At 73.1% G+C, this 25,256-nt stretch carries 23 protein-coding genes and 1 riboswitch; of the genes, 16 read left to right on the forward strand and 7 right to left on the reverse strand.

From position 1 onward, the window contains the following. Positions 1-28 precede the first annotated feature (28 nt). Positions 29-334 (forward strand): hypothetical protein, encoded by a 306-nt coding sequence (locus ACIQE0_RS33855; protein ID WP_402339117.1) that lies wholly within the window; start codon positions 29-31, stop codon positions 332-334. A gap of 22 nt (positions 335-356) precedes the next feature. Here the strand turns inward: ACIQE0_RS33855 and ACIQE0_RS33860 are convergent, their stop codons facing one another. Continuing rightward, positions 357-917: a GNAT family N-acetyltransferase gene (locus tag ACIQE0_RS33860; protein WP_402339119.1), complete on the reverse strand. Its 561-nt coding sequence runs from the start codon at positions 915-917 to the stop codon at positions 357-359. 434 nt (positions 918-1,351) lie between these two features. Here ACIQE0_RS33860 and ACIQE0_RS33865 point away from each other — a divergent pair, with 434 nt between their 5' ends. From ACIQE0_RS33865 to ACIQE0_RS33875, 3 genes are all read left to right on the forward strand, one after another. Continuing rightward, a complete protein-coding gene (locus ACIQE0_RS33865; RefSeq protein WP_402339121.1) occupies positions 1,352-2,476 on the forward strand; it encodes a hypothetical protein in 1,125 nt (374 codons plus the stop codon). A gap of 207 nt (positions 2,477-2,683) precedes the next feature. Continuing rightward, complete coding sequence (locus ACIQE0_RS33870) at positions 2,684-3,331, forward strand: DUF6338 family protein (protein WP_366329677.1); 648 nt, start codon at positions 2,684-2,686, stop codon at positions 3,329-3,331. Then, entirely contained in the window at positions 3,315-3,509 is a 195-nt protein-coding gene (locus tag ACIQE0_RS33875; RefSeq protein ID WP_402339123.1) for a hypothetical protein, read from the forward strand. Before ACIQE0_RS33870 ends, ACIQE0_RS33875 begins: the two co-directional genes overlap by 17 nt. Positions 3,510-3,521: 12 nt before the next feature. Here ACIQE0_RS33875 and ACIQE0_RS33880 read toward each other — a convergent pair whose 3' ends face one another. Continuing rightward, positions 3,522-8,366 (reverse strand): CHAT domain-containing protein, encoded by a 4,845-nt coding sequence (locus ACIQE0_RS33880; RefSeq protein ID WP_402339125.1) that lies wholly within the window; start codon positions 8,364-8,366, stop codon positions 3,522-3,524. A 274-nt stretch (positions 8,367-8,640) separates the two neighbouring features. Between ACIQE0_RS33880 and ACIQE0_RS33885 the strand changes: the two genes are divergently transcribed. Continuing rightward, a complete protein-coding gene (locus ACIQE0_RS33885; protein WP_402339127.1) occupies positions 8,641-9,411 on the forward strand; it encodes a PIG-L family deacetylase in 771 nt (256 codons plus the stop codon). A 181-nt stretch (positions 9,412-9,592) separates the two neighbouring features. Here ACIQE0_RS33885 and ACIQE0_RS33890 read toward each other — a convergent pair whose 3' ends face one another. Beyond that, the gene (locus ACIQE0_RS33890) at positions 9,593-11,020 is read right to left on the reverse strand and encodes a carboxylesterase/lipase family protein (protein WP_402339129.1); all 1,428 of its coding nucleotides are present in this window, start codon (positions 11,018-11,020) and stop codon (positions 9,593-9,595) included. A 52-nt stretch (positions 11,021-11,072) separates the two neighbouring features. After that, entirely contained in the window at positions 11,073-11,975 is a 903-nt protein-coding gene (locus ACIQE0_RS33895; RefSeq protein WP_366329682.1) for an MBL fold metallo-hydrolase, read from the reverse strand. Positions 11,976-12,108: 133 nt separating this feature from the next. Here ACIQE0_RS33895 and ACIQE0_RS33900 point away from each other — a divergent pair, with 133 nt between their 5' ends. After that, a complete protein-coding gene (locus tag ACIQE0_RS33900) occupies positions 12,109-12,966 on the forward strand; it encodes a helix-turn-helix transcriptional regulator (protein WP_402339132.1) in 858 nt (285 codons plus the stop codon). Between the two features lie 72 nt (positions 12,967-13,038). Here the strand turns inward: ACIQE0_RS33900 and tpx are convergent, their stop codons facing one another. After that, on the reverse strand, positions 13,039-13,539 hold the full coding sequence (tpx, locus tag ACIQE0_RS33905) for a thiol peroxidase (protein WP_366329684.1): 501 nt from the start codon (positions 13,537-13,539) through the stop codon (positions 13,039-13,041). Between the two features lie 206 nt (positions 13,540-13,745). Here tpx and ACIQE0_RS33910 point away from each other — a divergent pair, with 206 nt between their 5' ends. Continuing rightward, complete coding sequence (locus ACIQE0_RS33910; RefSeq protein ID WP_366329685.1) at positions 13,746-13,955, forward strand: cold shock domain-containing protein; 210 nt, start codon at positions 13,746-13,748, stop codon at positions 13,953-13,955. Positions 13,956-14,119: 164 nt separating this feature from the next. On the opposite strand, the gene ACIQE0_RS33915 is transcribed toward ACIQE0_RS33910, so the two are convergent. Continuing rightward, the gene (locus ACIQE0_RS33915) at positions 14,120-14,830 is read right to left on the reverse strand and encodes a ferric iron reductase (protein WP_402339134.1); all 711 of its coding nucleotides are present in this window, start codon (positions 14,828-14,830) and stop codon (positions 14,120-14,122) included. A 28-nt stretch (positions 14,831-14,858) separates the two neighbouring features. Further along, a riboswitch (cobalamin riboswitch) is annotated at positions 14,859-15,031 on the forward strand. Positions 15,032-15,067: 36 nt separating this feature from the next. On the opposite strand from ACIQE0_RS33915, the gene ACIQE0_RS33920 reads away from it, so the two are divergent. The 4 genes from ACIQE0_RS33920 (at position 15,068) to ACIQE0_RS33935 (ending at position 20,014) form a co-directional block, all read left to right on the forward strand. Beyond that, positions 15,068-16,054 carry an ABC transporter substrate-binding protein gene (locus ACIQE0_RS33920; protein ID WP_402339136.1) on the forward strand — a complete coding sequence of 329 codons (987 nt, stop codon included), beginning with the start codon at positions 15,068-15,070 and terminating at the stop codon, positions 16,052-16,054. Beyond that, entirely contained in the window at positions 16,051-17,070 is a 1,020-nt protein-coding gene (locus ACIQE0_RS33925) for a FecCD family ABC transporter permease (protein ID WP_402339138.1), read from the forward strand. Before ACIQE0_RS33920 ends, ACIQE0_RS33925 begins: the two co-directional genes overlap by 4 nt. After that, positions 17,067-17,831, forward strand: coding sequence for an ABC transporter ATP-binding protein (locus ACIQE0_RS33930; protein WP_366329689.1), 765 nt, complete (start codon positions 17,067-17,069; stop codon positions 17,829-17,831). Before ACIQE0_RS33925 ends, ACIQE0_RS33930 begins: the two co-directional genes overlap by 4 nt. Before the next feature lie 959 nt (positions 17,832-18,790). Further along, a complete protein-coding gene (locus ACIQE0_RS33935; protein WP_402339141.1) occupies positions 18,791-20,014 on the forward strand; it encodes a glutamate--cysteine ligase in 1,224 nt (407 codons plus the stop codon). Positions 20,015-20,089: 75 nt separating this feature from the next. Here ACIQE0_RS33935 and ACIQE0_RS33940 read toward each other — a convergent pair whose 3' ends face one another. Then, the gene (locus tag ACIQE0_RS33940) at positions 20,090-20,692 is read right to left on the reverse strand and encodes a hypothetical protein (protein ID WP_402339143.1); all 603 of its coding nucleotides are present in this window, start codon (positions 20,690-20,692) and stop codon (positions 20,090-20,092) included. Between the two features lie 501 nt (positions 20,693-21,193). Here ACIQE0_RS33940 and ACIQE0_RS33945 point away from each other — a divergent pair. From ACIQE0_RS33945 to ACIQE0_RS33965, 5 genes are all read left to right on the forward strand, one after another. Then, positions 21,194-21,625 carry a hypothetical protein gene (locus ACIQE0_RS33945; RefSeq protein WP_402339145.1) on the forward strand — a complete coding sequence of 144 codons (432 nt, stop codon included), beginning with the start codon at positions 21,194-21,196 and terminating at the stop codon, positions 21,623-21,625. Between the two features lie 364 nt (positions 21,626-21,989). Beyond that, entirely contained in the window at positions 21,990-22,250 is a 261-nt protein-coding gene (locus ACIQE0_RS33950; RefSeq protein ID WP_366329693.1) for a hypothetical protein, read from the forward strand. A 387-nt stretch (positions 22,251-22,637) separates the two neighbouring features. Continuing rightward, positions 22,638-23,402, forward strand: a complete 765-nt coding sequence (locus ACIQE0_RS33955) for a chitinase (RefSeq protein ID WP_402339147.1) — start codon at positions 22,638-22,640, stop codon at positions 23,400-23,402. 199 nt (positions 23,403-23,601) lie between these two features. Then, a complete protein-coding gene (locus tag ACIQE0_RS33960; RefSeq protein ID WP_402339149.1) occupies positions 23,602-24,249 on the forward strand; it encodes a TetR/AcrR family transcriptional regulator in 648 nt (215 codons plus the stop codon). Between the two features lie 44 nt (positions 24,250-24,293). Beyond that, positions 24,294-25,145, forward strand: coding sequence for a class I SAM-dependent methyltransferase (locus ACIQE0_RS33965; RefSeq protein WP_402339151.1), 852 nt, complete (start codon positions 24,294-24,296; stop codon positions 25,143-25,145). Positions 25,146-25,256 lie beyond the last annotated feature (111 nt).

The raw sequence follows: 25,256 nt of genomic DNA on the forward strand, positions 1-25,256 counted from the left end.
AGCCTGACGGCTGGGCGATGGGAGCCGTGTGAGCCGAGAGGCTCCCGCACGGTTCTGCGAGCGGCGGCGGGTGAGATTCCCGCCGCCGACTCACCCCTGGGCCGACGGGCTCGCCCTCGGCGACCTGGTGCGGATCCAGGCATGGGGGCCCGTCACCGAACGGCGCTACGCCCGGCCCTCCGGCCTGGAGGTCGAAGTCGACATCGGCTCTCCCGACTGGGCGCGGACCGACCCGGTCGATCCCGGCACGCGCCGCGTCGTCACCGACGGCGCCCGCCGGCTCCACGACCCGGAGGGCCTTCTCGACGCCTTGATCCGGGCCTGCCGAGCGTGACCGCCCCGGCCCGTGCGGTGTCTCAGCGGGCCTGCTTGCCCGCCCGCCACTCGGGCGCGAGCACCGACCAGACCTCGATGTCCTGCCGCTTGCCCCGGTACGGGTGGCTCTCGCGCAGCACGCCGTCCTTCGTCATCCCCAGGCGTCGGGCCACCGCGATGCTGGGCTCGTTCTCCGCCGAGACCATCCACTCCACGCGGTGGATGCCCCGCTCCTCGACGGCCCAGTCAACGATCATCCGCGCGGCCCGGGTCACCAGCCCCCTGCCCGCAGCCGACGGCTCCAGCCAGCACCCCGCCTCGGCGGTGCCGCGCTCGACGTCCATCGTCCGGAAGAGGACCCCGCCCACCAGCGTGCCCGCCGTCCAGATGCCGTAGAGCCGCCCCGTGTCGGCCGCCGTCTTCTCCGCGTACGCCTGGAGGTACGCGCGGCCGGTGTCCAGGTCCGTGACCGCGTCCGGCAATCCGATGTGCTGACCGATGAACTCCCGACCCCGGTTGATGTTGGCCAGGAACTCCTCGGCATGCCGCGGCTCAAGCGGGCGCAGCTCGGCGCCGTCGTCGCCCAGGCACTTTGCGAACATCGTTCCTCCAGGATCGAAACCAAGAACAGCGGCCGGGCATCGGAGCCGGGCATCGGGGTCGAGCACAGCTGCCTGGCAGCGGAGCCAGGCACACTGCCAGGGATTTTCTCATGGGCGGTGACACGGCTGTCTGCGGCTGCTCGCGGGGTGGCCGCACCCGCCGGGACGGCGACCGCAAGGCCTTCGACGACGTGCGGGGACACCCCGTCCGGGCCCTCATTCCTGGTACCAGACCTCTGCCATGTCCTCCACTGGTTGTGGTTGCCCGCGGCAACGGTGCCAGGCAGTCTGAAGCGTGACCGCGCCCCGGGCCAGGCACTCCGGAGCGCGGCTCACCAGGCACGGCCGGTCTCGGCGAGCGGGCCGGGGGACCCGGGGCTGTACTGGAGGGACGGAACGACAGTCAGCGGCACGCCACAGTACGTGGAGGCATCGTGGAACTGGGCTTCCTGAACGCGGTGTACGCGGCCGGGGGACCGTGTGCCTGCGCCTACCTCGACACCTCGCGTGACACCGAATCGTCGGAGCGGGCGATGGTGCTCCGCAGGCGCCAGATCTGCGCGGCACTCACGGAGCAGGGCGCCGACGCCGCCACGGTGGACGCCGTGGCCGCGGTCGCGGGCTCCGACCGGGGCATCGCCGGCCGGCACGGGCAGGCCATCGTCGCCCACGGCGGGCAGGTGGTGCTGACCGAGGAACTGCCCCGGCCCCCGGAGCGGGACCAGGCCACGTTCACCGCACTGCCGGACCTGATGCCGCTGGCGGTCCAGTACGCACCGGACATCCGCTACGTCGCCGCCACCGTGCACAGCCTCCCCGACCCGCAGCGCGAGCTCCCCGACGTACTGGAGGTGGCGTTCCAGGCAGGGACGTGGCCGAGCAGCGCCGTCGCGCCCGGCGACTGCCACCGGGCGACCGGCTCGGCCGTGGGGTGGTCCAGCGGAGCCCGGCACGCCGCCGAGCGCATCGTGGAACTGGCCGGACGCAACGACGCCGAGACGATCGTGCTCAGCGGCATCACCTGGGCCCGTGAGGTGCTGGCCGACCAGCTGTCCACCCGGTGGCGCAGGCGCCTGGTCACCACCAGCGGCGACGGATACCCGCCCCGGCCCGGCCGGGCCCTGATGGAAGACACCCTCGCCGAGGTGTTCCAAGGCCAGCTGCGCACCGCGGACCGGGCCCGGCTCGACCTGTTCCTGTCCCGACGCACCAGCGGGCACGGCGCCGTCGAGGGCCTGCCCGACGTCGTGGCCGCGCTGCGACGCTCCCACGTCGCCGCCCTCCTGCTCAACGACCCCGTGCACTTCCCCGCGCAACTCCAGGTCGACGCCGGGGCGGCCCCGAGCGATCTGCCCGAGGCGGCCCGGGAACCCTACGGCGCGCTCAGCTTCCACGCCGGGCCCGCACACGCCGCCGTCATCCGTGCCGCGGTGCGCACGGGCGCGGAACTGGTGGTGGTGCCGCAGCACGAGCTGGCGCTGGCCGACGGCGTGGGCGCGCTGCTCCGGTACGCCGGCCCGCAGCGCACCGCGCTCTTCGCGCGACCGGCCCACCGCTGAGCCGACCGGAAGTCCCGGACCGCGCAGGCGGGTTGGCCGCCGACCGACTCGGCCGCCGGCCCCTTCGAGCCGGCCCGGTCCCGCGATGTGGCGGATCGCCGGGCCGCCATGACGGGCCCCGGCGGCGTACGTCATGCTGGGGCCCGACAGGTGCGGGGAACGGGGCCGCTGGGCGCCGGTGCGGGGGGTTCGATGGTTCCGGGAACGGTGGCACAGCTGACGATCCTGCTGGTGCTCGTACTGCCGGGCGTCTTCTACCAGGCCGTGCGGGAGCGACTGCAAGGCGGACTGGCCGCCGAACAGGAACCGCAGAACCGGCTGATGCGGGCCGTCGCGGCAGGCGCCCTGCTCGACGCCCTGTACGCCGTGACCGCCGGACCATGGCTGGTCGGCCTGCTGGCCGGGGGCGGGCACGGACCGCTCACCGGAGTGCTGCAGCATCCCCAACGGGCCGGGGCGGCCGCCCTGCTGCTGATCGTCGTCGTACCGTCCGCCGTCGCCTGGGCGGAGAGCGCATGGCGCAGCCGGCGCGCGGTCGCCCGGTACGACCCGACGCCGACCGCCTGGGACGCCCTGTTCTACGCCCGCGGGTCCTGCTTCATACGGGTCCGGCTCAAGAGCGGACTGTGGGTGGGCGGTTGGCTCGGCTCGCGCTCGGCGGTCTCGACCTACCCGCAACAGGGAGACCTCTACCTCCAGGCGCAGTACCGGATGGCACCCGACGGCAGGTTCCTGGAACGGGTACCCGACACCGGCGGGGTGTACGTACGGGCCGCCGACGTGGAAGTGCTGGAAGTCCTGCTGCCGCCGGCGGCGGGGGAGACGGAAGGAGACGGCGATGACGGAACGTCATGACAACGGCGGCGACGACGCGGCGTTGGCGGCCCTGATCGGGGAGTTCTCGTCCCGCAGGACCTACCGGCCCACCGACGACCTGACCGAGCCCGAGGAACTGCCCCGGGCATCCTCGGGCACGGCCATGGGAGACACCTCGGCGACCGGCTCGGGCGGCGGGGAACCGGACGCGCCCTGAAGGCGCGCCGGATCAGGCACCGGTGTGGATGTGCGCGGCCCACAGATGCGGCGCCCGCACGAAACGGTCGCGCAGCGACCGCACCGGGCCGTGCAGCGCCAGCGCCGGATCCAGGGGGCGGCGCCGGGCGACGTCCTCGGCGAGCGCCGCGTAGAACTCCCCGGCGAGACCCGTCGCCAACGTGTCGGAGACGGTCCACAACGTGCCGATCACATGTGGATATCCGGCGAGTTGGAACGACGAGGCCAACTGCACCGCCTCGTCCGGCAGCATGATGCCGCCCTGTGAGGTGGAACAGGCGGACAGCACCGCCAGCTCCGGGCTGCCCGGACGCTGGGCCGCGGCCCGCTGCGCGGTCAACCGCCCGTCGTACAGGACCAGCCCGCTGTCCGACGGACTGAGCAGGTCACTGACGCCGTGGCAGCTGAAGTGCACCCACGGGTGCGCGGGCAGTGCCTCGCCCACGGCCGCGACCGTGGCCCGCTCACCGGTCAACAGCCGGGCCCCGGGGAACAGTTCGGTCAGCAGCGCGGCCTCGTCCGAGGCACCGGGCAACGGCGTACCGCCTGGCGTCTCGGCGAGAGCGACGACCAACGGCGCCGGCCGCGGCGGGGCCCCGCGCTCCAGACGGCCGCGCGCCTGGAGCAGGGCGCGCAGGGTGGGCGTGTACGAGGAGACGGCCCGGTCCACGACCCAGCTGCCGGAGTCCGGCGCCCCGCGCCCGGCCGCATGCAGCGGGAGGAAGGACAGCCAGCCCGTGGGACACCACCACACCCGGGGCCAGACCGCGCCGTCGCACGGCACCGTCCGCAGACCGAGCCGGTCGAGAACGGGAGCGGCGACGGTGTCCCACAACCACTCCAGGGTTCCGGTGAGGGTGCGCATCGCCTCCAGGGCCCGCGGCACCCCCTGTTCGCCGTACGCCGCCTCGACGCCTTCGACGAACGCCGCCGCCCGGGTCATGACGGCGGCCGGCGTGAGCCCGGGCAGCGGCAGCACCTCGACGCCCGCATCGGCGGTGACGAGGAGGGCGTCGGAGCGGTAGGCGCTGACGTTCAGGACGACGACCGGACCGTCGGCGGCGGCGGCGAGCAGACGCGGCAGCTCCGGCGGGCGGAGGAAGCCCGCGAACTCGGGCAACGACCGGATCTGTGCCAGCAGTTCGTCCCAGCGGCGGGCCAGCGCATGCCGGGCCTCGGCCGCGACCCCGGCCGGCGGCCCGGCCTGCGGGGAGACCGGAAGCCCAAAGGAGCCGAGCAGCGCCGGCGGGCGCGCGGCCGGCGCGCTCAGCCGCTCCCGCAGCCGCTCGAACTCGGCCGCGAGGACGGGCGCGACGGCACGCAGCCGGGAGACATCGGCGCGATCCTCCACCCCTTGGGCGAGCAGCAGACCGCGCCCCTGCTCCAGCAGCGTCAGGGCCCGGCCGGGGTCGCCGGCCCGCAGTGCGAGCGCCGCCGCGTCGCTGGCCAGACCGGTGCTGGCACGCAACCGCTCCTCCTGGTCGGTACGGGCGAGACTGCGCGGGGCCAGCCGCGGCAACAACCCGACGGCGTACGCGAACCCGTCGAGGGCCTCGGCGTCCGCCCCCGCGTGCGCCGCGGCCTGCCCCCAGGTGCGGGCCGCCAGCAGACGGACGGCGAGCGGGGAGGCCGGATTCCGCGCGGACTCCCGCGCCAGACGGGCCGCCTCCACCAGATCGACACGCTCGCCGAGGAAAGCCCGGCGCTCCTGCGCGGCTGCCAGCACCCACTGGGCGCGGGCCCGATCAGGGTGCCCCTCGGGGAGTCCGGCCAGGGACGCCCGAGCGGCGTCGACCGCCCGCCGGAGCGTCCCGGCCACCGCCGGATCGGCGCCGTCCTCGGTGAGTTGGGCGGAGATCAGATGGGTCGCGGCCAGATTGGTCAGGGCGAGGGCGCGCCACGGATGGTCCTCGCCGAGCCCGGCCACCGCCTCCTCCAGGACCCGTTGCGCCTCCGCGATCGCGGAGCCGTCGGACTCCTCCTCCGTGAGGACACGACTCTGCAGCAGCAGACCGAGGTTGAGCGCCGCGAACTGCGGACCGGACCGCTCCCCGTGCTCCCGCGCCCGCGCCCGGCGCAGCAGCGCGGCAGCCTCGTCGGCGGCGGCCGTCTCGCCGGTGATCTCGTACCAACAGCGCAGCGCCTCGGCGAGGTTGTTCAGCAACCTGGCCCGGTCGAAGGCGTCCGGCGGCCCCTCGTCCACGGCCCGGCGCAGCACCGCCACCGCCTCCGCCTGCCAGGTGCGATCGCCGGTCATCTGGGCGCGGTGAGCAAGCGTCGCACCCAGGTTGGTCAGGACGTTGCCGTGCGCCGCATGTCCGGTGGGCACGGTCGCGGCGGCCTCGCGGAGCTTGTCGACGGCCGCGTCCATGAGCGCCTCGTCGCCGATGGCGGCGGCGCGGCCCCACGCGGCGTGGCCGAAACTGGTGAGCACCAGGCACCGTTCGTCGGACGCCGCAGGCGTGGCGGCCAGAGCGGCACCGTAGTGCTCCAACGCCTCCTCGCGGACCCGCTCGTCAAGGGTGTACTGGAACAGCTCCATCAGCCCGTTGGCGAGACCGAGCAGCGACCGGGGCACGGGCCGCCCGGGCAGGGCCGCGCACGCCTCCCGGTGCCGCTGCACGGCCTCCCGGAGCGGACCGGACTCACCGGTGAAACGGGCGAGGGAACGCAGGGCGTGGCCGAGACGGGTGAGGGTGTCCGCCCTGCCGGGAGTGTCCGGACCGGCGGCGGCCACCGCCTCCCGCAGCACGCCGACCGCCTCCGCCAGCAGGGCCCGCTCCGAGCGGACCTCCGCCAGATGCTGCAGCGCATCGCCGAGGTTGCCCATCCGGTGCACCCGGAAGTGGTCGTCCGACGGCGTCAGTTCGACGGCCGCGCGGTGGGCCCGCACCGCCTCGGCCACCAGATCGACGTCCCCGGCCCGCCGGCCCGACGTCGCCAGGGCGGCGCCGAGGTTCGAGTGCCGCACGGCCCGTTCGGACGCGCTGGTACGGGGCGCGCACGCCAGCGCTTCGCGCAGCAGACGCACCCCCTCCTCGTACCGGCGCGACGTGCCCGTGACGACGGCCCGCCGGAGATGGGCACCGCCGAGATCGGAGAGATACTCCGAGCGGCACAGATCGCCGTCCGGGAGCAGGGCGATGCCCCGGCACATCTCGTCGGCCCCCTCCCGCCAGGTGGCCTCGTCATCGGGAGCGGCGCGGGCGGCCAGGGCCGCCCCCAAGGCGAAGCGCACCGTGGCCTCGAAGTTGCGGCCGGGGGCCGGCAGCGTGAGACAGGCGCGGAAACAGGCGATCGCCTCGTCCGCGGCGGCACCGGAGTCCGGATCGGCGCCTGCGGACCAGTCGGACTCGACGGCACCCCCGCTCCGGCCGCCGGCCGCCAGGCACCGGCCGAGCTGGAGCAGCACCTCGGCCCGCTCCTCGGAGCCCTCCCGGACCTCCCGGGCAAGGCCGCGGAGCAGCGCGATCGGCTCCGCCAGGCCCCCGGACGCCCCGGCCGCAAGGGCCCGCAGCCGCATGAGATCGGCAAACTCCACGCCACGCAGCGCCCGTTGACGCACCTCCCCGGCCGCCGTGGCCTCGAACGCCTCCCGGGCGAGCGCCACCGCCTCCTCCAGATCGGCGAGCCGACCACCGGTCACGTTCCGGGAACGCAGCACACCGGACAGCACGAAGCACGCCTGCGCGTACACCGGATGATCCCGCGGAGCACCCTCGACGGCATCACGGGCCGCGGTGTACGCGTCGGCCAGCACGTCGGCACCATCGGTGCGCAGGGCACGGCCCTTGAGGAACAGACCGAGGTTGGCGAGGTACGCGGTGCGCTCGACGGGGTTGGGCGCCGCATCGGCGGCCCGTCGGCAGGTGCCGATGCCCTCGTCGTACAGCGCGGCATCGTCCCCGCCCGCCATGGCGCGCATGATCAACGCCATGCCCAGATCGGCCAGGACGGCGGCGGACGGGGACGGCTCCGCCTCGGCGGCCGCCTCACGCAGCAGCACGACCGCCTCCGGCAGCACCGAGGGGTCGCCGAGGACGGGCGCGGTGGTGGCGAGCGCCGACCCCAGCGCGGCGCGGTGCAGCAGGCGATGCGGATCGCCCGGAGGGCTCAGCCGCACCGCGGTCCGCAGTGCGGCCACGCCCTCCCGGGCCGCGTCCCGGTCGTCGGCGGCGGCCGCCAGGGTCCGGAGGGCGAAGCCCAAGTTGCCGTGCCGACGGGCCCGTTCGGCTGGATCGTCGGGAGCGGTGGCCACCGCGGCGCGGCCCCGCTCGATGCTCTCGGACAGCACCTGCCGTCCGGCACCGTCGCGGAAGGCGTGGACGAGCAGCAAACCGAGATCCGAAAGGCAGGCGCCCTGCTCGGCACTGCCGACCGGAAATCCGGCGACGGCCCGCCGCAGCAGCACCTCGGCAGCACGCAACGCCCCCGAGTGCCGCCCCTGTTGATAGACCAGGAACACGCCGACACCGGCCTCGTACGCCAGCAGCGGATCGAGGTCCTCTCCGGCCTCCCGGCCGGCGAGCGCGTCCAGGACCGGGTGCAGCACAGGGGGCACGCGCTCGCGATCGCCCAGGCCGGCGAAGGACAACACGGCCGAACCGAGCGCCGCCCGGTCCTGCCCCTCACCGGCGAGGAACCGGCACCAGTCGGCATAGGCGAGCGCACAGACCGCCAGGGCCCGTACGCTGCCGTCGGGCAGCACGGCACCGGCCCGGACCGCATCGGCGGCCGCGACCGCCTCCGGACCGAGGAACCAGCCCAGGGCCCCGGCATCGGCCTCGACCCGCTGCACCTGCTCCAGAATGCGCTGCGCCGCCGCTTCGGCCGTCACGCGATCGTCCTTCCCCCACGCAGTCGATCCCGCCCCCAATTGTGCGGCCCCTACCCGGGAAACACCACGCACACCGGCGACAGACAGCGTCAACAACGACCGCAGCAGCAACGACCGACGCAGCAACGCCCGAGGCAGCAACGCCCCCGGCCGTCGGCCCGCGCAACGGCACATTCCTTCGGCTCCCGCCCACGCCGTTGGCCGCCCCAGCCCCCGGAAGTAGCCTGCACGCGCCGGACAACCGGCCTGACCCGCAAGGAAAGGCGGCCCAGCCATGCACCCTCCGAGCCTGCTGGCGGTCTTCGCGCACCCCGACGATGAGTCCCTGTCGGCGGGCGGCGTGCTCGCCCGCCACGCCGCCGGCGGAGCCCGTACCGCCGTCGTCACCGCGACCTGGACGGAGGGCAGCCGACGCGCCGCTGAACTGGCCGACGCGCTGCGCATCCTCGGCGCCGGCCCACCGCGGCTGCTGGGTTACGCCGATGCACGCGTGCCCGAGTCCGCGCCGGGCAGCCCCCGGCTCTGCGACGCACCGCTCGACGAGACGGTGCACCGCCTGGTCCGCCACCTCCGCGAGTTCCGCCCGGACATCGTCGTCACCCACGACGCCTACGGCGGGCTGTCCGGTCACCCGGACCACGTCCACACCCACCGGGTGACCGTGCTCGCCGTGCAGGCCTCCGGGTTGGACCAGCTCTACCCGGAGGCCGGCGCCCCCTGGCAGCCCACCGCCCTCTACCTCGCCACGCACCCCCATTCCGCTGTACGGGCCCTGGACGACCGTCTGGTCCGGCCCGGCAGACCGATGCACAGCGTCCCGGACGAGTGGATCACCGCAACCGTCAACGTCCGCCCATGGCTTGAGCAGAAGACCGGTGCCGTACTGGCCCACCGTTCCGAAGTCGCGCGAGGAGCCCTGCCGGGCCGGCTCGCCGCCCTCCCTCCGTCCGACCGGGAACGGCTGCTGTCCACCGAGTGGTACAGCCGCCACCCCCTCGCCCCCGCGAAGACGAGGCCTCCGGCCCAGACCGAACTGACTCCCTGAACGGTGAAGCTCCGCCCGGAGACGCCCCTGCTGTCCCTTCGCGGGGGCGTGCGGCGCATCTCTCGGCGGCGCACGAGGATGCGGGGGCGCTCCCTCGTGCGCCAGTGTCACCTGGCGGCCGCCGGCCGCGCGCGCCACCAGTCCACCGTCGCCTGGATCCGCTCGTCCACGGGGGTAACCCTCAACCGCCGTCGCCGTCGCCGTCGGCGCCGAACCGGCGGACCCGCCGCTCCCTGCCGTACGGCGGCCAGCCGGGGGCGCCGTTCCGGGCGAACGCGACCCAGGCCGCGTGCATCCGCGTCGCCAGCCACGCCGGCGGCTCGACCGGGCCCAACAGTCCGCGCGCGCCCCGCAGTTCGGGCAGGGCGAGGCGGTCGAAGACGAAGGGGAGTTCCACGGTGTGGGCGGCGCCGAGGCGGCCGTCGACGGCCGGGGAACGCCAGGCGAACTCGTAGACGTGGGCGCCTCCGTGTGCCTCGACCAGCCGGCGACTGCCGGCCCCGAACAGCGCGTCGCCCAGGAGCGCCGAGCGCACCTCGCCGTGTCCGGCGCCCGGCCGCCGGGCGCGGAACGCGGCGACGAGCGCCTCGGGGTCGCCGTGCGCGGCGGCCGCGGTCCGGCGCACGTCCTCGGCGGTCGAGGCGGCCAGCTGCCCCTGCGGAGCCAGGTAGAGATTGCCCTCCTCGGCAGTGGTGCCGACGAGCAGGTCGACGGGGGCCAGGCGGCTCTCGGCGGGCTGCCGTTCCCGCACGAGACTGAACGGACTGAGTCCCCTGAGGGGATCGGGCCGGTCGGGCGTGCGCAGATCCAGTCCGCTCAACTCCGGCACCACCGCGACGAACCGTTCGTCGGGGACGTCCGCGAAGCCGGCGGCCGTCGGCGCGACGCCGAGCGCCGCCGCGGCCGCGCGCGCCACCCGGGCGGCCTGCTCCGGGGAGAACGCCCCGAGGGCGTTGCCGCTCTGCACGATCGCGCGGCGGAACAACCCGGCCGCCGAGGGCTCGGCGAGCAGCCCCGCGACGATCGTGGCCCCCGCGGACTGGCCGAACAGCGTCACATTGCCGGGATCGCCACCGAAGCCCTCGATGGAGCGCCGGACCCAGCCGAGCGCCGCGACGACGTCGAGCAGACCGCGGTTGCGCGGCGCCCCGGGCAGGTCCAGGAAGCCCGCGACGCCGAGCCGGTAGTTGAGCGTCACCAGGACCACCCCGTCACGGGCGAACGCCGCGCCGTCGTACAGGGGAGCCCGGCCGGACCCGGCGACGAAACCGCCGCCGTGCACGAACACCATCACCGGGCACCGCTCGGCCCCGCGCGGCGTCCAGACGTTCACCGTGAGGTGGTCGTCGCCGCGCACCCAACCCGGGCCGAAATACGGCGACATGTCGAGCGCCCCGAACGCGTCGCGACGCGGCTGCGGCGCGGTGGGCCCAGCGGCAAGGGCGTCGCGCACGCCCGGCCACGGCGCGTGGGGGAGGGGCGGCGCGAACCGGGCGGCGCCCCGCGGTGGCGCGGCGTACGGGACGGCGAGGAACCGCCGCACCGCGCCACCACCGGTGACGGCACCGCGGACGGCCCCGTCGGGCGTGGTCACGAACAGATCGGACATCGGACTCTCCTGCGCTGGGGGAACCTGCAACGGACCGGTCGGCGGGCCGGGTTCAGAGGCGGTCGAACGGCGCCCACGCCTTGACGGCGAACGCGTCGCCGTCCCGGACGACCTCCGCCGCGCCGTGCCCGCCCAGATGTGCCGGCAGGACCAGGGCGTTGGTGTCGCTGGCGCGTCCGAGGAACCGGCGGCGGGTGGCCCGGGCCTCGGCCGGGTCCTCGCAGAAGCAGCTGTTGGCGTCGGGTGCGACGAACTGCATCGGGCTGTGCAGCAGATCGCCCAGGAACAGCGCCCGGTCGGTGCCCGACTCCAGCGTCAGCACCGAGGAGCCCGGTGTGTGCCCGGGGGCGAGTTCGAGCCGGAGGTTCCCGTCGATGGTGTGGCTGTCGTCCCACAGCAGCGTCTGGCCCGCCTCGTGCACCGGCGCCACACTGTCCTCGAAGACGTTCTGGTTGCCGCGCCCCAGTCTGGGGGTGTGGCCGTTGGCCGGGTTCCAGAAGTCGAAGTCGCGCCGCGCCATCAGATAGGTGGCGTTGGGGAAGGTCGGCACCCAGGCCCGGCCGTCGAGCCGGGTGTTCCAGCCGACATGGTCGACGTGCAGATGGGTGTTGATCACCAGGTCGACGTCCTCGGGCCGCACGCCCGCCCGCGCGAGCGCACCGAGGAAGTCGGTGTCGAGACGGCTCCAGATCGGCGAGTACGGGCGTTCCTTGTGGTTGCCGGCCCCGGTGTCGACGAGGATCGTCCGGCCCTCGCTGCGCAGCAGCCAGGTCTGGACGGCATTGACGCAGACGTCGGCTGCGGGGTCGACGAAGTCCGGTGCCAGCCAGGCCTCGTGCTCCCGCCACGCGCGTTCCGGCACCTCGGGGAGGAACGCGGCCGGAGCCAGTCCGACCGGTCCGTGGAACTCGACGATCCGGGTGATCGAGACGTTCCCGAGCACGATGTCCTGCATGGCAGATCCTGTCCTGTCGTCCGCTGGGGTCCCGGCCAATCTGACGTGGGGGCGCGGCGCGGACCAGTCCCGAGTCGTGCCTATGCATGACAGAGGCAGGCTTGTGGAGAGGGTGGCGGGCATACTCGGCGGCATGGCCGATTCCCTCCACCTCGGTGCGTTCCTCCAGGCCCGTCGGGCGCGGCTGCGGCCGGCGGACGTGGGCCTTCCGGTACTGCCGGGACGGCGACGGGTGACCGGACTGCGGCGCGAAGAGGTCGCGCAACTGGCGGGCGTCAGCGTCTCGTACTACACCCGCCTGGAACAGGACCAGCCGGTCCGCGCGTCCGACGGCGTCCTGACGGCGCTCGCCACCGCCCTGCGGCTGGACGAGCACGAGCGCGCCCACGTACGGGAGCTGGCCGCCCGGCGCCCCCGGCCCCTGCGCCGCCCTCCGGCCGAACGCGCCGACGGGCTGACCCGTGATCTGCTGCGGTCGGTCGGCCACACCCCGGCGCTCGTCCTCGGCCGCCGAGCCGACGTGCTCGCCTGGAACGCTCCCGGCCACGCGCTGCTGGCCGGGCACCTGGACCCCTCCGCGCCCGACCGCCCCGCCGACCGGCCGAACCTGACCCGCATGCTGTTCCTCGACCCGCACCACAGGGACCTGTACGCGGACTGGGACCGCAAGGCGCGAGCGGTCGTGGGCCATCTGCGGCAGGTCGCCGGACGCCACCCCGAGGACGCGCTCCTGGCCTCACTGGTCGGCGAACTCTCCGTCCGGTGCCCCGAGTTCACCGCGCTGTGGAACGACCACCGGGTCCGGCCGTGCGAGGCGGACGCCTACCGGCTCCGCCATCCGCTGGTCGGCGAACTCACGATCACCCAGCAGGTCCTCGTGCTCGCCCGTGCGCCGGGCCAGTCCCTGATCCTGGTCACCACGGAGGAGGGGAGCCGCTCGGCGGACGCGCTCGGGCTGCTGCGCGCTCACGCGTCCCGTCCGGCGCGCTGACGACGCGGCCCCACCGCCCGCGCCGAGGTGGCGCGGAGGGCGGGGCCGGTGCCGTTCTCGACCGGTGCCGAATTACTTCAGGGCGGCGAGGGCGGCGTCGTAGTCGGGCTCCTGGGAGATCTCCGGGACCAGCTCCGCGTGCAGGACCTTGTCGTCGGCGTCCAGCACGATCACGGCGCGGGCCGCGAGGCCGGCCAGCGGGCCGTCCTCAAGCGCCACGCCGTACTCGCCGAGGAACTCCCGGTTGCGGAAGACGGACAGGTTGTGGACGTTCTCCAGATCCTCGGAGCCGCAGAACCGCGCCTGCGCGAAGGGCAGGTCGGCGGAGATGCACAGCACGACCGTGTCCGCGAGGTCATTGGCCACGGAGTTGAACTTGCGCACGGACGCCGCGCACGTGGGCGTGTCGACGCTGGGGAAGATGCTGAGGACCTTGCGCTTGCCGGCGAAGTCCTTCAGGGAACGCTCCGCCAGGCCCGCCCCGACCAGCGTGAACGCCGGTGCGGTAGTGCCCTGCTGGGGAAGGGTGCCACCGACCGTGACGGGGTTGCCCTTCAACGTGACCTGCGCCATGAGAAAACGCCTCCTGAGAGTGCTGTATGCCGATGCCTGCGATCTTACCGAGCGCGCGGGGGGTGCTCCGGGCCCGGAGTCGTCCGGACCGCGTTCCCGCTGTGGACCGTGCGCGGGATGGGTACATCTGTCGTGACCGCGGTGCGGGGCCCGATCCCTCGGCGCTCCTGGGGCCGCGGACGAGGACGACGGCGGAGGGAACGGGAATGAGCGACCGCATCAGTGGCCGGGTCAAGTGGTACAACCAGGCCAGGGGGTACGGCTACGTCCAGGGGGACGACGGCCGCGAGGTGCGGGTGAGGCGCGAGGCGCTGGGCGACAGCACCTTCCTCACCGAAGGACTCCGCGTCACCTATGTGGTGGTCGGAGACGACGAGGACGAGCTGCAGGCCGAGCACGTGCGGGTCGTCGACTAGCTGACCGATCTCCCTGCTCACGGGGATCCTGCACGTCGGCCACCCCGGCCCGTCATGGAGCCGGGGTGGCCCGGGCGCCGTCCGCAAGCGGCGGCCCCGGCCCCCTGAGGGGCCGGGCCGAGAGCGCGCCCCGGTAGGCGGCCGGCAGGCGCCCCGCCCCGGGATCACCGGCTGCGCAGGACGCAGTCCCCGCACGGCGCGACGCCGGACTTGCGGTGGTAGAGGCAGCAACTCAGCCGCTGGTAACGCCGGTTCGCCGGTGCCGCGCCGGGGACCCAGATGCCCAGTCCCGCGTGCCTGCCGCGCTCGGTCAGCGCCTCGCCCAACTCCCGGGCCCGCTCCGCCAGCTCGGGCCGGGCCGAGGTGACGGCCCCGAGCGCCTCGGCCACCGTGGAAGCGGAGTTGCCCCACAGCACCCTCGGCGAGATCGGCAGCAGGGCCCGCAGCGCCGTCGCGACCGGCTCCAGCAGCTCCCGCCCCCGTTCGTACACCGCAGCCGGCGCGGCCTCGCGGTGCACAACGGGGCGGGCACAGTGCAGCGGCACGGCGCCGCCCGGCGCGGGGAGCCAGTGCAGTGCGCCGGGGGTGAGGTCGAGCAGGACGCCGTGGCAGAGGTGCGCGCCGATCAGCGGGGACCAGACCCGCGCCGTCAGCCCCTGGAACATCACGGAGGCGGCCACCCGCCGTTCCACCGGGGCGAGACGCCGGGCGACGCCGTCGATCCGACCGGCGAGCGCGGCCGGGTCGCTCGCCAGCTCGGTCCACGGACGGGCTCCGGCCGGGACCGCTCCGATCCCGACGTCGAAGAAGCGACCGAAACCGGCCAGTTGGGGAACAAGCCGCAGGGCGCGGTCGGTGTCCGGGGAGGCAGCCATGGCCGGGCATCCTGCCACACGCGGTGGAAAAGCGACCCATTAGGATGTTTGCGGATGCCAGGAAGCCGGTGCAATTCCGGCACGGTCGCGCCACTGTGACCGGGGAGCGAACCTCACGCAAGGCCACGGCCGCAAGGCGGGAAGGCCGAGGGGAACGTCGATCCGGGAGTCAGGAGACTGGCCCACTGCCGTACCCCCGCTCCGGCCCGGTTCCGGTGAGAGGATTCACCCTTCGTCATGCGCATACGCGTGCTTCCCGGGCTGGTCGCAGCCCTCTGCCTGCCGCTGGTGGCCGGTTGCGGCTCCGCCGCCCCCACCTCCGGCCCGACCCCGCCGGCCCACGCCGCCAAGGGCTTCCCGTACACCGTGCACAACTGCGGCGTCACCACCACCTACCAGCGCCCGCCCACCCGGGCGGTGACGCTCAACCAGCACGCCACGGAGATCATGCTGGCGCTGGGACTGCAGAAGTCCATGGTCGGCACCGCCTACCTCGACGACGCCGTCCTGCCCCAATACCGGGACGCCTACAAGGGCGTCAAGGTACTGGCCAAGCGGTACCCCTCCGAGGAGACACTGCTCTCCGCCGAACCCGACTTCGTCTACGGCGGTTTCGCCTCCGCCTTCGACCAGTCCCAGGGCCGCGGCCGCGGCACGCTCGGCGACAACGGCATCAACACCCACCTCAGCATCGAGAGCTGCCCCCAGGGACCGGTGACCCAGGCCACCGACGACCGCGAAATCCTCACCATCGGCCGGATCTTCGGGGTCGAGGACCGGGCCAGGAAACTCCTCGCCTCCCTGCACCGCACCCTGGACGGCGTCACCTCCCGACTGGCCGGCACCGCACCGGTCAAGGCGTTCGTCTACGACAGCGGGGAGCAGACCGCGTTCACCGCCGGCGGCGCCGGCATCGGCAACGACATGATCAGGCGCGCCGGCGGCCGCAACGTCTTCGCCGACCTCGACAAGAGCTTCGGCAAGGTCTCCTTCGAGCAGGTCGCCCAGCGCGCCCCCGACGTGATCGTGATCTACGACTACGGCGAGACGCCGGTCTCCGCCAAGAAGGACTTCCTGCTGTCCCAGCCGGCCCTCCAGGACGTGCCCGCCATCCGCCACCGACGCTTCGCCGTACTGCCGCTGAGCTCGACGGTGTTGGGCGTACGGGTGCCGTCCGCGGTCGCGGCGCTGGCCCGGCAGCTGCATCCCGGTTCCTTCAGGTGACTCGGTACGCGGCGGTGGTCGCCGCACTGGCCCTCCTGCTGCTGGCGGTGGCCACCTGCGCGGTCGCGCTCGGCTCGGTCGCGGTCCCGCCCGACGAGGTCTGGCGCATCCTGGCCCACCGGCTCGCACCGTCCCTGGTCGACGCCGACTGGCCACGGGTCCGGGAGACCATCGTGATCGGCGTCCGACTGCCCCGGGTGCTGCTCGGCGCAACGATCGGCGCCGGACTGGCTGTCTGCGGCATGGCGCTCCAGGCCCTGGTCCGCAATCCGCTCGCCGATCCGGGACTGCTCGGCGTCTCCTCCGGCGCCGGCGTCGGCGCCGTACTGGTGGTGGTCTGCGGCGTCACCGTGTTCGGGCACTACTCGGTCTCCGCCGCCGCGTTCCTGGGCGGACTGGCCGCCCTCCTGGTCGTCTACGCCCTGGCGCGGGCCGGCGGCCGGATGACCACGGTCCGGCTGATCCTCGCCGGCGTCGCCACCGGCCAGGTCCTGTCGGCCGTGGGCAGCCTCCTGATCGTGACCTCCGACCAACCGCAGAAGGCCCAGTCCGCATTGCAGTGGATGCTCGGCGGCCTGGGCGGCACCGGCTGGGACGCCCTGTGGCTACCGGCCGCCGCGGTACTCCTCGGAACGGTCGTCCTGCTGGGCACGGCCAGGCACCTCAACGTGCTGCTGGCCGGCGACGAGGCCGCGGCCGCACTGGGCCTGGACGTCGGCCGCTTCCGGGCCCTGCTGTTCGTGCTCTGCGCCCTGCTGACCGGCGTCATGGTGGCGGTCAGTGGCGCGATCGGCTTCGTCGGCCTGATGATGCCGCACATCACCCGCCTGCTGGTCGGCGCCAACCACCGACGCGCCCTGCCCGTCGCCGCACTGCTCGGCGCGGTCTTCCTGATCGGCGCGGACCTGCTCGCCCGCATGGTGATCCGCCCCGAGGAGATACCCGTGGGCATCGTCACCGCCCTGGTCGGCGGTCCCACCTTCCTGTGGCTGATGTACCGCAAGGGGCTGGCATGAGCGAACTGCACATCGACTCGGTGACCGTCGTCACCGCCGGCCGCACCCTGGTCGACGACGTCTCCCTGCGGGCCGGGCCGGGCGAGGTGGTCGGCCTGGTCGGCCCGAACGGCGCCGGCAAGTCGACGCTGCTGCGCACCTGCTACCGGGCCCTGCGGCCGAGTTCCGGCCGCGTACTGCTCGACGGCACGGACATCCGGCGCCTACCGGCCCGCCAGGTCGCCCGCACGCTCGCCGCGGTGCTCCAGGAGATGCCCCCCGACTTCGGCCTGACCGCCCGTGACGTGGCGGCCATGGGACGCGCCCCCTACCGGCGCGCGTTCCAGGCCGACCGCCGGGACGACACGGCGGCCGTCGACGCCGCGCTGGCCGCCCTGGACGTGGCCGACCTGGCGGAACGCCGCTTCGACCGGCTCTCCGGCGGCGAGCGGCAACGGGTGCTGATCGCCCGGGCACTGGCCCAGCAGCCATCGGTCATGGTGCTCGACGAACCGACCAACCACCTCGATCTGCGCCACCAACTCGACGCCCTGCGACTGGTCCGCACCCTCGGCGTCACCGCCGTCGTCGCGGTGCACGACCTCAACCTCGCCGCGATGTTCTGCGACCGCGTCTGCGTCCTGGACGAAGGGCGGCTGCTCGCCGACGGCCCGCCGCAGACCGTGCTGACCGAGGAGTTGATCGCCGAGGTCTACGGGGTGCGCACGGAAGTCACCCTGCACCCGGGGAAGGGGAAGCCCAACATCGTCATCCTGCCCTGACGGCCGGGCCGCGCCCCGGCACCCGCCTACGCCCCGGGCGCAGACCCGAACACCGCGGTCGACGCGACGGGTCCGCCGCCCGGGCCCGGCCCCGCCCGCCCCGCCCGTCGCAGCCGTCACCGTTGACGTCACAGACGGAGGCCGCGAACGCGCCATGATCTCCGACCTTCCTCCGCACCGCCGGCCGCGCCGCCCCCGGCCGAGCCGGAGACCGAGTACGGCGTCCTCCCCGACATCCGCGGCTCCCCGCGCCCGCCCCGCACGATCAGCAAGGCCAGGGCCATGGAACCGCGCCGGGCCGGCCGCACCACGGAAGCTCCGGGACCCCGACGGGCCGACGGCGACACCCGCGTGACACCCACCCACCGGCCGCACACCGAGGCGCTCGCGGCCCCCGACACCCTCGCGGGCACACCACTTCCGGTCGCCATGATGACCAAGGAACCCGTCAACCGCTCCTGCGCAACCACCCGAACCGAAGACATCCCTCCCCAACACCGCCTCCGCCCTGTGCACTTGACCACCGCCCACCGGGATACAGGCAGGCGCGCCCTTCAACGACCGGCGTCCGCCCCAGGCAAAGCCCAGTTCACCCGGCGTCTCCCCACACGATCACCCCATGCCGGGCCGTCTGTCGCGGATCACGCCTCGCGGGGCGTCGATCACGGAAACACGGAAACCGGATCACCGACAGCCGTCCCGGAAACCGCCGGACAATCCCCATCACACCCCTCACTGACGCCCCGTCACCCCCACATCACCGCACCGGAGATCGCCACCAACCGGCTCGATTTGTTGGCTACTTCTCCCGGCACCGCCACCGCAGCATCGGGCGATACGATCTTGATCATGCCTTCGAGTCCTCCGAGTGCCTCCGCTGTGCGCCGCCCGGACACTCCCGCACAGCCGACTGACGCCGGCCGGTACGGCCGCCCCCGCCAGGAGGCGGGTCCCCGCCCATGAGGCAAGCGCCCACGCCCGCCGGCGCAGCCGTCCGGGCGCGAACCGTGCCCACCATCGGCGTGGAGGAGGAGTTCCTGCTCATCGACCCGCACAGCAGGCAACTGGCACCGAAGGGCCCGGAGGTCTGCGCGACACTGGCGTCGGCAACCCCGCACGCCGAACCCGAAATGCACGCCGCGCAGCTGGAACTCGTCACCGGCGTCTGCCACAACCTCGACGAACTGAGAGGACAACTGACCTCCGGACGCCAGCGATTCGGACGCGCCGCCGAGGAGAACGGCTGCCGACTCGTCGCCGTCGGCATGCCGCCCGTCGAGAGCCCACCCGTCTTCACCCCCAAAGACCGGTACGCGTACGTGCAGGAGACCTACCGCTCGGTCGCCCACACCTCATGCGTCGGCGGCACCCACATCCACGTCGGCGTCGACGGCCTGGACGACGCCCTGCACGCCTGCAACCGCATGCGCCCGTGGCTGCCCACCCTGCTCGCCCTGTTCTCCAACTCCCCGGTGCACAACGGCACGGACACCGGATACGCCAGCTGGCGCACGATCGCCTGGTCCAGGTGGCTGACCACCGGACCGCCCCCGCACCTGCCCGACGCCGCCGCCTACCACGCCACCGTCGAGCAACTGGTCCACTGCGCCGCGGGCCTCGACGACGGGATGCTGTATTGGTACGCCCGCCCCTCGGCCAAGTGGCCGACCATCGAGCTGAGGATCGCCGACGTCTCCCTCACCGTGGACGAGGAGCTGCTGCTCACCGCCCTGTGCCGCGGTCTGGTCCACACCGCCCTGCACCACGAACCCCACCCGCCCGCCACGCCGCCCGTCCCCAACGAGGTGCTCCGCGCCTCCTGTTGGCGAGCGGCCCGCTACGGGCTGACCGGGCAACTGCCCCACGGCATCACGGGACGCCTCGTCCCGGCCTGGCAAGCCGTCGACGCGCTGATCGCGCACATCCGACCGGCCCTGCTGGACGCCGGAGACCTCCCCTTCGTCGAGCAGGCCACCGGATGGCTCCGCACCCACGGCAACGGCGCACAGCGGCTCCGCGAGGTCTACCAGAGGTCGGGGGGAGACGCGGCGGACGTCGTCGACTACGCGATCCAGGCCACCAAGGGCGCCGCGTCCTGCCACCCCCCGCTCTCCCGACCGCCCGGCTGGGCACGCCGCCGCGCCCGCCCGAGGCCCAGCGGAGGCGAGACCGACCGCCAATAGGCCCATGCCCCGCAAGCGATCAGCACCCCGTGCGCCGCGGCGCAGTGGCCGGCGAGCAGCGGCACCCATGCGCCGTTACGACACGGAGTGCCTGGCTCCGCGGATCTCCAGGCCCAGATTCTCCTCCAGAATCCGCGCCTGCTCAGGCGAGACCAGGGCCATCACGGTGTCGTAGACCCCGTTCCGCTCGCGCGCGAAGTCGACGATGTGAAAGGCGCGCGGGCTGTCGTCGGGAGACATCTCGGCTACGGCCTGCACGGCCGCGGCGGTGTCGTAGTAGTCCTCCGAGAAGTGTTCGGCCGGAATGGAGACCGACCGGCCGTTCCGCTCGAACTCCAGGACATCATCACGCGAGTCGAATTCGGGAGGACCGAACCCTTCGTCCTCCTCTCCCTCGACCAGCCGCACCTTCGCGACGGTGACGGCGCCGCCGGTGACCTTGGCGGCCTCGTCCAGCAGCCAGCCGTAGGAGTCCTCCAGGAAGTCGATGTCATCGGAGTGGATCGACACCGCCACCCCGAACTCCCGGAGGGAAAGGGCCACATCATAGGGCGTCAGGTGAGGGTCGGAGGAGCCGAGCTCCGCAAGGCACGCCTGTGCCGTGGCGGGGGAGATCATGTCGGCCTGCTGAAGGACCTCCGCGATCCGTTCATAGGTGAGGTGTGAAAGATTCGACATGGATCAACCTTGTCAGCCGAGGGGCGTCCTCATGGCCGCATCACACACACTCCCCACGGCCTGCACGAGGCTGACGCCGACTCCGCCCGCCCAGGCATCCGGAGCGCATCACCCCAGGCGAAGACGCGCTGCGGACAGGCACCACGGCCCGGATCACCACCCGCACACCACACGTCCGCCGACGGATTTCGCAGCCCAACTGGCGTGCTGCCCCGGCCCGCTGACAAACGGCGCCCGGAGCCTACCCACCCCCCGTGCAGCGAGCGCGTCAACCGCCCCCCCTATAGGAGTGACCGGCTGTCGAACCACCCCTCTGGCCTGCGAATCCGCCGATGGGGCACACGGTTCGGGACGTCCGAGGACCACGGAGAGCGGCAAGTGAACTTGCGTGCGCAGGACCGGGGGAGCGACACGGAGACCCGCGGTGGTTGCAGTGGCTGTCTGACACTGCCTTGGGTACTGGCGTCGAGGGTGTTCCGACCCTCCCGGCCCGACCGCGTCGTGGACAGCGGAATCGAGCGGGCGCAGACCGCCCGTACCGTCATCGGCACCCTGGCGACGCTCTGGCTGCTCTACGCCTCTCCACTCCAGGGATCGGCCACCGACCTGGCGAAGAACAAGTTCGGCGAGATCTTCACCAACACCGGGATCCTGCTGGTCGCCGGCCCACTCGCACTGGCCGGATTCGTGCTGGCAGCCCGCCCACCGGTGCGCAGGCTCTACGGGCGCCGCCTGATCGCACCCGTGACGGGCTTCTGCGCACTGTTCGGCTGCCCCGCCCTGCTGTGGTTCCTGTTCCGGTACGTGATCGGCGGCGGGGCCACAGCGGCATCACCCTACGCCGGGCACTCAACCGGTAACCCGGCCACGGCACCACACCTCTGGGAGAGGCCGGGCGACCCGGCCTCTCCCACGACTGCCGACATCGCATAGCCCCGGAACCGCGTGCACCGAAGCACCCCTTCGCCCAGGGACCGGGACCCGAGCCTCGACCGCCTTGGACTGTCAACACCCGCCGCACCGCCCCCTCGTGGCACTCCGCGCGAAGACCGATCCACTACGGTACGACCGCAGTCCCGTTGCGGCAGTTGAGGGTTGGACCTTTCTCCCCCTCCCGAATTTGCTGACCGATCGTGGATTCTCCCGAGCCGCAGGGCCCCCTCTTCAAGTAAGGTTGCAGTATTGCGCACGTAGGCAAGTGTGGTGCGCTGGACGACCGTTCATACGAAGGAGGCTGTCAGTGGCGTGGGGCGGGATGTCAGCGACAGGGAGCACGAACCTGCGCATGGGGGCGGCCGTGGCCGAGATCGAGGGCCTGTACACCGCGCTGCGCAGTGCGCCCAACGACCGCGAACGTGAACGCATCCTGGCCGACCTCGCCCAGGCCGGCCGGCGCCTCACCGCGCAAGCGCTCGCGCCGCAGGGCACCCGAGCGAACGTGCGCCCGCGCTCGCGCTGGGAGCGCCGGCGCGCACTGGCAGCACGCGGCGCCAACCTGGTGGCGGCGTTCGCCACGGGCGAGAGGCGGATGACCCGCCGCAGGGACAAGCAGGAGTGAGGCTGACGCCTCCTCGACACCACCGGGCCTCCGGACGAAGGGTGCCCGGTCGCCTGCGCTCAGCGACCGACAGCGAAGACCTCAGAAGGCATCTGTCGCACCCGCCGTCTCCTTAGTCACCCTTCCCTTAGGGAATTCCCCAATCTTCTGGCGTGAAGGGCAACCCTGGGTGTTCGGCCCACTGCCCCGGGCATCCATGGGTGTGGATATATCCGCGCGGCCACCCACAGGGTGACGGCGCTTTGGACCGTCGCCCCTCTTCCGGTGGCAGCGGTTGACCGCCCCCGACGCGGGCGTCAACAGGCCTGTCCCGTACGACCCTTCATCCATCCGCCACTGCCGGCCCCGTGCTGCGCGGGAGTCCGGCCGCACGAAGGAGTCACCGTCATGAGCTCTCGCCTTGCCACCATGTTGAGCGCCACCACCATGGCCATGGGCCTCGCCCTCGCCTTACCGGCCTCGCCCGCGGCAGCGGCGGCCGATTGCGTCTCCGCCTCCTGTACGGCCCCGGCCGGCGCCGGCACCCGAATCGAGGGATTCGTCGTCAGCGAGGCGCAGTTCAACCAGATGTTCCCGAACCGGAACAAGTTCTACACCTACCAGGGCCTGGTCTCCGCGCTGAGCGCCTACCCGAAGTTTGCGAACACCGGGAACGACACCGTCAAGCGCCAGGAGGCCGCGGCCTTCCTGGCGAACGTCGGCCACGAGACCGGCGGACTCGTCTACGTGGTGGAACAGAACACCGGCAACTACCCCCACTACTGCGACGCCAGCAAGCCGTACGGATGCCCGGCCGGTCAGGCCGCCTACTACGGACGCGGTCCGCTCCAGCTCAGCTGGAACTACAACTACAAGGCCGCCGGCGACGCATTGGGCATCGACCTGCTCCACAACCCGTACCTGGTGGAGAAGGACCCCGCCGTTTCCTGGAAGACCGGGCTCTGGTTCTGGAACACCCAGAACGGCGCGGGCACCATGACCCCGCACGACGCCATCGTCAACGGCCGCGGCTTCGGTGAAACCATCCGCAGCATCAACGGTTCCATCGAGTGCAACGGCGGCAACCCCGGCCAGGTGCAGAGCCGGATCGACAACTACAAGCGCTTCACGCAGATCCTCGGGACCACGCCAGGCGACCACCTGAGCTGCTGACCCGACGGCACGCGCCGGGGCGGAACACGCCCCGGCGCGCAGCCGCGCTCCCGCCGACCGCGCTCCCGCCGACCGCGCTCCCGCCGGCCGCACCCCGCGGCCGTCGCCCACCCCCCGACGCCCACGGGCCAGGGATTTCGGCCACGCGTATGATGTCGGCCGTACGAGCGGGAAGCGGAAGGCCACGGAGGACGCGACGATGCCGAAGCAGGTGGATCATCGCGAACGCCGTGAAGAGATCGCCCGGGCGCTCTGGCAGGTGGTGGAGCAACGCGGCGTCTCCCAGCTGTCCGTCCGCGAGGTCGCGAAGGAAGCCGGCATCTCCCACGGCGCGCTCCAGCACTACTTCACCTCCCGGGAAGCGATGCTCTCCTTCGCCATGGAGCTCGCGACCGAACAGCAGACACAGCGCATCGCCCAGGGCCTTGCGGCACTGGGCGACCGACCGCACCCCCGCGACGTAATCCGGGTGATGCTCACGGAGATGCTCCCCCTGCACGCCGACGCCCGCGCGGCCAGCCGGATGAGCGCCGCCTACGTCCTGGAGGCGCTGCACAACGAGAACATCCACGCACAGGCACGCGACGGCATGGCCCAAGGACGCCTGCTCATCGAGCAACTGCTCCGCCGGGCCATCGCCGACGGCCACATCGGCCCCGACCGCGACCCGGTGGCCGAGACCAACCTGCTCCTCGCACTCACCGGCTTCAGCACCCTCATCGAACTGGACGTGGTCGCACCCCAGGAAGCGCTCACCGCCCTCGACCACCACCTCAACAGGCTGTTCACCACAGGTGGTCAGAACACCGCCGAGGACGACGGACGTCCGCACTCCGACACCGCATAATCGCCCCCTCCCACCCGCAGCGCGCGTCGCCTACGCTGACGCTCATGCCGCAGGGAACTCCCGGCGACGACCCGGCACCGACGCGGGCACGTCGCCACATCTTCGGCGACGACGCCGAACAGTACGACACGGCCAGGCCCGGCTACCCCCGGCAACTCATCGAGGACGTCCTGGACTTCGCCGCCCTCGGAGAGGGCGAGCCGGCACTGGAAGCCGGTGCCGGAACGGGCAAGGCGACACTGCCCTTCGCGCGGGCCGGCATCCCGGTGACATGCATCGAACCGGACGCCCGCATGGCCCAGGTCCTCGGCCACCGCTGCGCACAACTGCCTCAAGTCACCATCACCATCACCGACTTCGAGTCCTGGCGTCCCACGCGACACTACGGACTGCTGTACAGCGCCCAGGCCTGGCACTGGGTCGATCCAGCCGTGCGCTGGGCCCGGGCCCGGGCCGCGCTCTCTCCGGGCGGAGCGATAGCCCTCTTCTGGAACCACTGGTTCCTCCAGAGCGGCGAACTGGCGGACCGGCTCACCGCCGCCCACACCCGACGCGGCATCGCGATACCGGCGGACACCCTCCTCGACCCCGGTCCCCGGCCCGCCCGCCGGGGCCCACAGGCCCGCCAGTGGCGCGATATGACGGCCAACGGCTTCCTCGACCCCGACCACCGCCTCTACACCTCCGTACACGAACGCTCCACGCCGGAGCTCATCGGCCTGCTCGCCTCCTACGCCGGCTACCGCGCACTCCCGCCCGAGTCCCGACATCTGATCCTCGACGAGACCGCCCGCATCGTCGAGGAACACGGCGGACGCGCACCCGTGAAGGTGCTCACCAGCCTCTTCCTGGGACGGGCAGCAGCCGACGCCGACCCCTCAGGCCCGAAGCCGTAGACACGCCGGACCGCACAGCACACCGACCGAGCCGGCCGGGAACGCGCCGAGCCCCCTCCGGAATGTCCGGAGGGGGCTCGGTGGAGCGAACTACGAAGGGTGCTCCCTAGA

Source organism: Streptomyces sp. NPDC093097 (assembly GCF_044754325.1).
GTDB lineage: Bacteria > Actinomycetota > Actinomycetes > Streptomycetales > Streptomycetaceae > Streptomyces.